Below are 5,477 nucleotides of genomic sequence, written 5' to 3' on the forward strand. Positions count from 1 at the left end.
TACAATTGCTAGGGAACTCATAAATCATAAGTTAGGGTGAATCCGACTTCTAAACTCTAAACCTAAACCCTGTCTACTGTCTAGAACGAAATAGCCCTGATGGAGTGAGGATGGTTTGTTGGCAATTAAAGAATCGGCATCGGCTGAGCTTATTTTCTTGGGAAGTTCGTTTGCAGGTTCGCTCGTTTCTTGTTGTATAAGGTTTTCTACTTCGTCGTCTGTTGCTTGGTATGGTAAAGGTTTTGGAGTTGCAATTCCCGGAAGACGCGAGGGTGCAGCAGGAGTAAGTCCGGGATTGACTAGGGGCGATTCTTCTATTAAAGATTCGATTGGGTTGATGCCTGACATGACTTCACTCCTGTTTTAAATATTACAAGTTTGCTGGTATTATTGTTGGCTGTTCTGCTTGGGTATTCGGATACTTTATTAGTTAAAAAATGCCTGTTTTACGGAAACTGCAAATTTGGTGAAACCGACTGTGTTTGTGGGCATCTGAATCAGCGCAGCGGTGGTTTTAGACTAATTAATTGATCGCCCTCATATTTCGTTCAAGATGAATGCGTGAATTCGGGTTTGAATTAATTGTGAGGTGCTTGGTTTTTTTTAGTTGAGAAACTTTTATTAATGACAATCTTCCGTTCTTTTCGGCAGCAGGTCAATCAGGGAAATTACTGATTTTTTTGTTCTATCTGGCACTGGGGGACTGACAGTGTTCGTAGCAAGTTCATGGCAGCAAATATGTGAAGGTTGCTGCTCTTGTTAGTTAGTTTTACTGGTAAATTGTGCTTAACTTGTTGAAGTTTTACGGGTTTTTATGAAAATAATGTGCTTGACTCAGCAAAAATACTGAGATTGTTGTAGAGTCGTATTTTAAGCTTCGTCAAATCTATTGGGTTGAAATTACGCAAAAACTCTGCGATCCTCTGCACGCGCAGCGTTTTCAGGCGCAGAAATCTTTCTCGGTGTCTGGTTCGATCAATATGAGTCGCCTATACCCGAATACGCTTGGGTTAAGAAGCTAATTGCTCCGCGTACACGTCAGTTAATTGAGAACTGCCATAGTCTCTGCGATTGCAACGCTCGTGAGCTGGCAATGACAAGATTTGTTAACTAAACCTAAACCGTATTGGTTCATACTCTGCGTAATACCATTTTGACAAAAGATTGCTACACAATAAATGTTTTGTTTGTTTACAATGATCCTGTAAAGACAGGTGCGTATCTGTTAAATTGTCGATTTTTTTTTAAGGATTGTTGATGGCGACCAACCCTGTAATTACTCAAATATTAAATCTTAAATCGACTGATGCACCCTAGGATAACTGTAGCAGTCGATTACTCGTTCATATTCTTGTAAGTAGCAACCGCCGAAGGTGAACTCCGGTTTAAATAACGGAATATCCAATACTTAAATACCGTATCCAAGATAACTGGAAACGTCGCAATAAACAGAAAGATAAACTGCCTATTTTCTGGTAGTCCCAAATGCCTCGACAAACCTTCGAGAATTATTTCCCAACCGTGTGGCGAGTGGAATCCGACAAACACATCCGTAAACAAAATAATTACGAAAGCCTTTGCACTGTCGCTAAGTCCGTAAACCACATCATCCATGAAAGATTTTAAAACCTCAATCTCTCTCTTGTTAGTGATGAGAATCACGGCAAAGGCAATCACGGAAATTAAATCGGCAAAAATATTTTTAATTGCTCCACCGCTTTCTTTGCGGTATTCCTCCGCTAGCTCAAGTGCTTTTTCGGCAATCTTTTTTTCCTTTTCCTCTGGAGAAAGTGGCGGCGCTATGCCAATTAAAATGTCAAATTTGAGATGATGCTCAAATATCTCCAGTTCTTTTAAAGCTTCTTCTTCCAGGTCAACATTGATGAATAAAGGAGCATTTTGCTTGACTCGAAAGTGGTCAACTACTGGCCCGACTACAAAGTTTTTGGAAATTTGATTTGTTAACAGGGGAACTAAAATTAAAATTAAAATAAATCTTAGAGAAATAACAGTTTTTATTTTAGAATTTCGGAAATTTCTAACTACGTCTTTTTCTGCTTGCGGGTCTAATTCTTTAGTAATTCGATTCAAGGTTCCTAAAAGCGATCGGGGTAATAAATTTACCTCTTCAGAACTCGTGTCAACTTCACCATTAGTTTGATTGAAATTAACTAATCCTTTATTTGGGTGAAGTTGAGAACTGCTTGTAGATTTCGCCTGCACGTTTACCGAACTGACAAGTGGGACGATCGCTGTTGATTTACTATTATTAATATACTTGTCCATGACTCCATCAATAAACTCTAGCTTCTCGAATACCAGGGACGATCGATCTTTAGCGTCTAAACCCAATCGTGGGTGGCGATCCGGGCTGTGTCCCGCCTGCGGTTTTGCGCCCACGCGATCGGGCAATTCCAAAAAAGAACGGCTAGCATTAAACTCAACCATTCTGGTTTGGATGACCTTGAGGTATTTTTGCAGTTCGGATTTAAAGTAAGACAGGGTGCTGTGTCCGTAATCGGACGATCGCTCGGAGATGCCTTGGCCGCCAAAATGCTCATCTTCGATCGCCTTAATTGCTAGCGCAGCATCGTAAGCCTGTTCTAGTGCCCTTTCAGGCGTTTCTCTATACCACTGGTGAGCGCTGTAGAGATATTTTACAAACCTGTTCCACAAAGAAGTATTCATAGCTGGAGCCGATTAGTTAGTAGCAGACATTAGTCATTAAAGTATTGATGGTATGGTAACAAATTTAAATAAACTAAAAACCGCTGCCACAGATTCTATTTGGATTGTAGGAGGCGCCCGCAGTGGCAAAACCGCTCGCTTAGTCGAGCAGTTCTGCCTGTGGAGCAAAACAGTCAAGCCTTTGCCCGCAAACGTTTCAAGCCGCGGGCGTTCCGGGCGCTGGCGGGCGGGACAAACAGCCCCAGCAATCTTAGTCTTAGCAGCTAATGGGGACAACCGGTTGGAATTGGCCGATCGCATCGCCATAGCTACCCAAGGAAAATATGCCTTTCACTCCACAACACCGTTCGGTTTTTTTGAGCAGGAAGTATTGCTATTTTGGCCGCTGCTGTTGCAGTCGCTGGATTTGAAGGCTCAATTTCCCCTGCGGCTGCAACCTGAAACAGAATTGGAACTTGCAGCCAGACTCTGGCGTCGCGAGTTAGACGAAGGGATTTTGCAACAAACAGGGGTAAGTCCAAATCGCATGGTGCGTCGAACTCTAGACTTATTACAACTTGCTGCTGTCAGCGGTACGCCCAGAGAAGAAATTCCCCACATTCTCCAACAGGGATTTGCCGCTGGTGACGGCTCGAATAGCCTGTGGACTAGCATGGGAGAGTTGCTCGAAAGGTGGCGGGAATGGTGCTTGACGCGGGGGCTGCTGACTTACGGGATTGTCTGCGAACTCTACTGGCGCTATTTGTTGCCAAATGTCACTTACCAGCAGCAGTTGGCTTCTAGATATCAAGCTGTCATCGCCGATGATGTTGACGATTATCCGGCCATCAGCGGTCATTTGTTCGATCGAATGCTCGACACAGGCGCAGCGGGGGCCTTTTCCTACAATCGGGATGGAGGAGTGCGTTTGGGTTTGGGGGCTGACACGGAATACCTCGCCCGACTCGAAAGCCGCTGCGGAAGCGTGGAAAATTTGGACGCAAAAGCCGGTTTATCCTCAGAGATTGGGGATTTAGCCGTAAGTTTGGCAGTGAATTCTGAGGGTTTTTATCCTTTAGGCTTGAGTTTACCAGGCTCGGTTCGATCGCTCGAAACCACTTCTCGGGCGCAACTGCTGCGAGAAACCGCCGAAATTATCGTGGATGCGGTGAAGTCAAAAGCCGTGGAAGCGCAGGAAATCGCCGTAGTTGCTCCTGGGATGGATGCGATCGCCCGTTACAGCTTAACGGAAATTCTCGCCCGAGATGGTATCGCGGCCGAATCCCTCAACGATCAGCGTCCCCTATCGACTACGCCAGAGATTCGAGCTTTGCTGACTTTGCTAGCGTTGGTTTATCCTGGACTAGGCCGTTTAGTCGATCGAGACGCCGTAGCCGAAATGCTAGTAATTTTAGGCAGCCAGAAACACCGGGAATTGCCGGAAACAGCAGAAGATAACCCCACTTTCAATCTAAAATCTAAAATCCAAAATCTAAAATCGATCGACCAAGTGAGAGCAGGTTTAATTGCCGATCACTGTTTTTGTCCCGATCTCGATCGACCTCAACTGCTGGAAATTACAGCCTTTCCCCGGTGGGACAGAGTGGGACACCGAGCAGCTTTGGCCTACGAGCAAATTGTAGAGTGGATCGAACAACAGCGATCGCAACAACAGGAGCGGCTGTTACCCAGTCCCATTGCGCTGATCGATCGAGCGATCCAGAAATTTCTCATCAACGACAGATATCTGCCGTTCGATCGGCTAGCAGCCCTCCGAGAGTTAATAGAAACCGCCGCCCACTACTGGGAAATACACGCCCGAATGCAGCGTGTAGAACCCACAAACGGTGGCGACTCAGAAACAATCGCCAGGTTCATCCAGTTGTTGCGCCAAGGAACCGTCACCGCCAACCCGTTTCCAGTCCGTTCCCAAGGCCCAGAAGCCCAAGCCGTCACCCTCGCCAACATCTTCCAGTACCGCAGCAGCCGCCGCGCCCACAAATGGCACTTTTGGCTGGATGCCGGTTCGCCCCTATGGCTGAGCGGCGGTGCGGCCACTTTGTTTGGTGCACCCTTATTTGTGCGATCGCAATTGGGGCGTCCCTGGGGAACCGAAGACGAAACGGCCGCCGACCAACAGCGACTGCGGCGAATTCTGGTAGATTTGTTAAGTCGTTGTTCCGTGCTTTACCTTTGCCACAGCGAACTAGCCGTCAACGGTCAAGAGCAAACCGGGCCGCTTCTGCCTCTAATTAACAGCTCTGTTTCTTGTCAACAGTCAGCTATCAGGCATTCGGGAACAAGCAGGAAAGAAAAATCATGAATGAAAGATTTTCATTTTTTCTCCCTCTGGATAGATACTCGGGCTTGACTCGCAGCATGACTTCTAGATTCGAGCGAAATTGGGCGAGATAAAAGTGTACCCAAAACAGGCATCAAAACGTGCAATCATTAATATTTTTAGCTCGAAAGATACCAGAGTTTAAAAATATCTATAGGCCTTGCAATTTTGATTTAGTATGCTATAAATGAGCGAGATTATAAGAAATACCCTGAAAACCCTGCGACAAAAGTCCAGGGATGAAAGGGCATTGCAGGATTTATCCTGCCAGTTAAATATTTACCAATTCTAGTAAAATAAATCAAGGAGGGTAAAAAAAGATGTACGCAGTACAAAGAGACCTGTGGCATTTAACAGGACTCGACAAAACCATTGTCGAGCAACTGTTGAGGTGGTCAAACAATCTGTTTAATGTCGGGACTTACGAAAGTCGGCAACGGTACTTTAAGGACAAAGGTGCAATTAAATA

At 45.4% G+C, this 5,477-nt stretch carries 3 protein-coding genes and 1 pseudogene; 2 read left to right on the forward strand and 2 right to left on the reverse strand.

Features of this window, described 5'->3' with window-relative positions; genetic code table 11:
- Window positions 1-24: 24 nt before the first annotated feature.
- A complete protein-coding gene (locus JGK20_RS32720) occupies window positions 25-348 on the reverse strand; it encodes a hypothetical protein (protein ID WP_293208990.1) in 324 nt (107 codons plus the stop codon).
- Window positions 349-1,335: 987 nt separating this feature from the next.
- Window positions 1,336-2,688 carry a proton extrusion protein PcxA gene (locus tag JGK20_RS32725; protein WP_293208988.1) on the reverse strand — a complete coding sequence of 451 codons (1,353 nt, stop codon included), beginning with the start codon at window positions 2,686-2,688 and terminating at the stop codon, window positions 1,336-1,338.
- Between the two features lie 52 nt (window positions 2,689-2,740).
- Here JGK20_RS32725 and JGK20_RS32730 point away from each other — a divergent pair, with 52 nt between their 5' ends.
- Entirely contained in the window at window positions 2,741-4,990 is a 2,250-nt protein-coding gene (locus JGK20_RS32730) for a recombinase family protein (RefSeq protein ID WP_293212227.1), read from the forward strand.
- Window positions 4,991-5,328: 338 nt separating this feature from the next.
- Window positions 5,329-5,477 (forward strand): annotated as a pseudogene (locus tag JGK20_RS34730) (RNA-guided endonuclease TnpB family protein); the annotation flags it as partial.

The organism is Microcoleus sp. PH2017_05_CCC_O_A (genome assembly GCF_020738785.1).
Lineage (GTDB): Bacteria > Cyanobacteriota > Cyanobacteriia > Cyanobacteriales > Microcoleaceae > Microcoleus.

Bases quoted from the DNA above. Each gene is read 5' to 3' on its own strand.
- JGK20_RS32720 (WP_293208990.1), bottom strand. From the start codon at position 348: ATGTCAGGCATCAACCCAATCGAATCTTTAATAGAAGAATCGCCCCTA.
- JGK20_RS32725 (WP_293208988.1), bottom strand. From the start codon at position 2,688: ATGAATACTTCTTTGTGGAACAGGTTTGTAAAATATCTCTACAGCGCT.
- JGK20_RS32730 (WP_293212227.1), top strand. From the start codon at position 2,741: ATGGTAACAAATTTAAATAAACTAAAAACCGCTGCCACAGATTCTATT.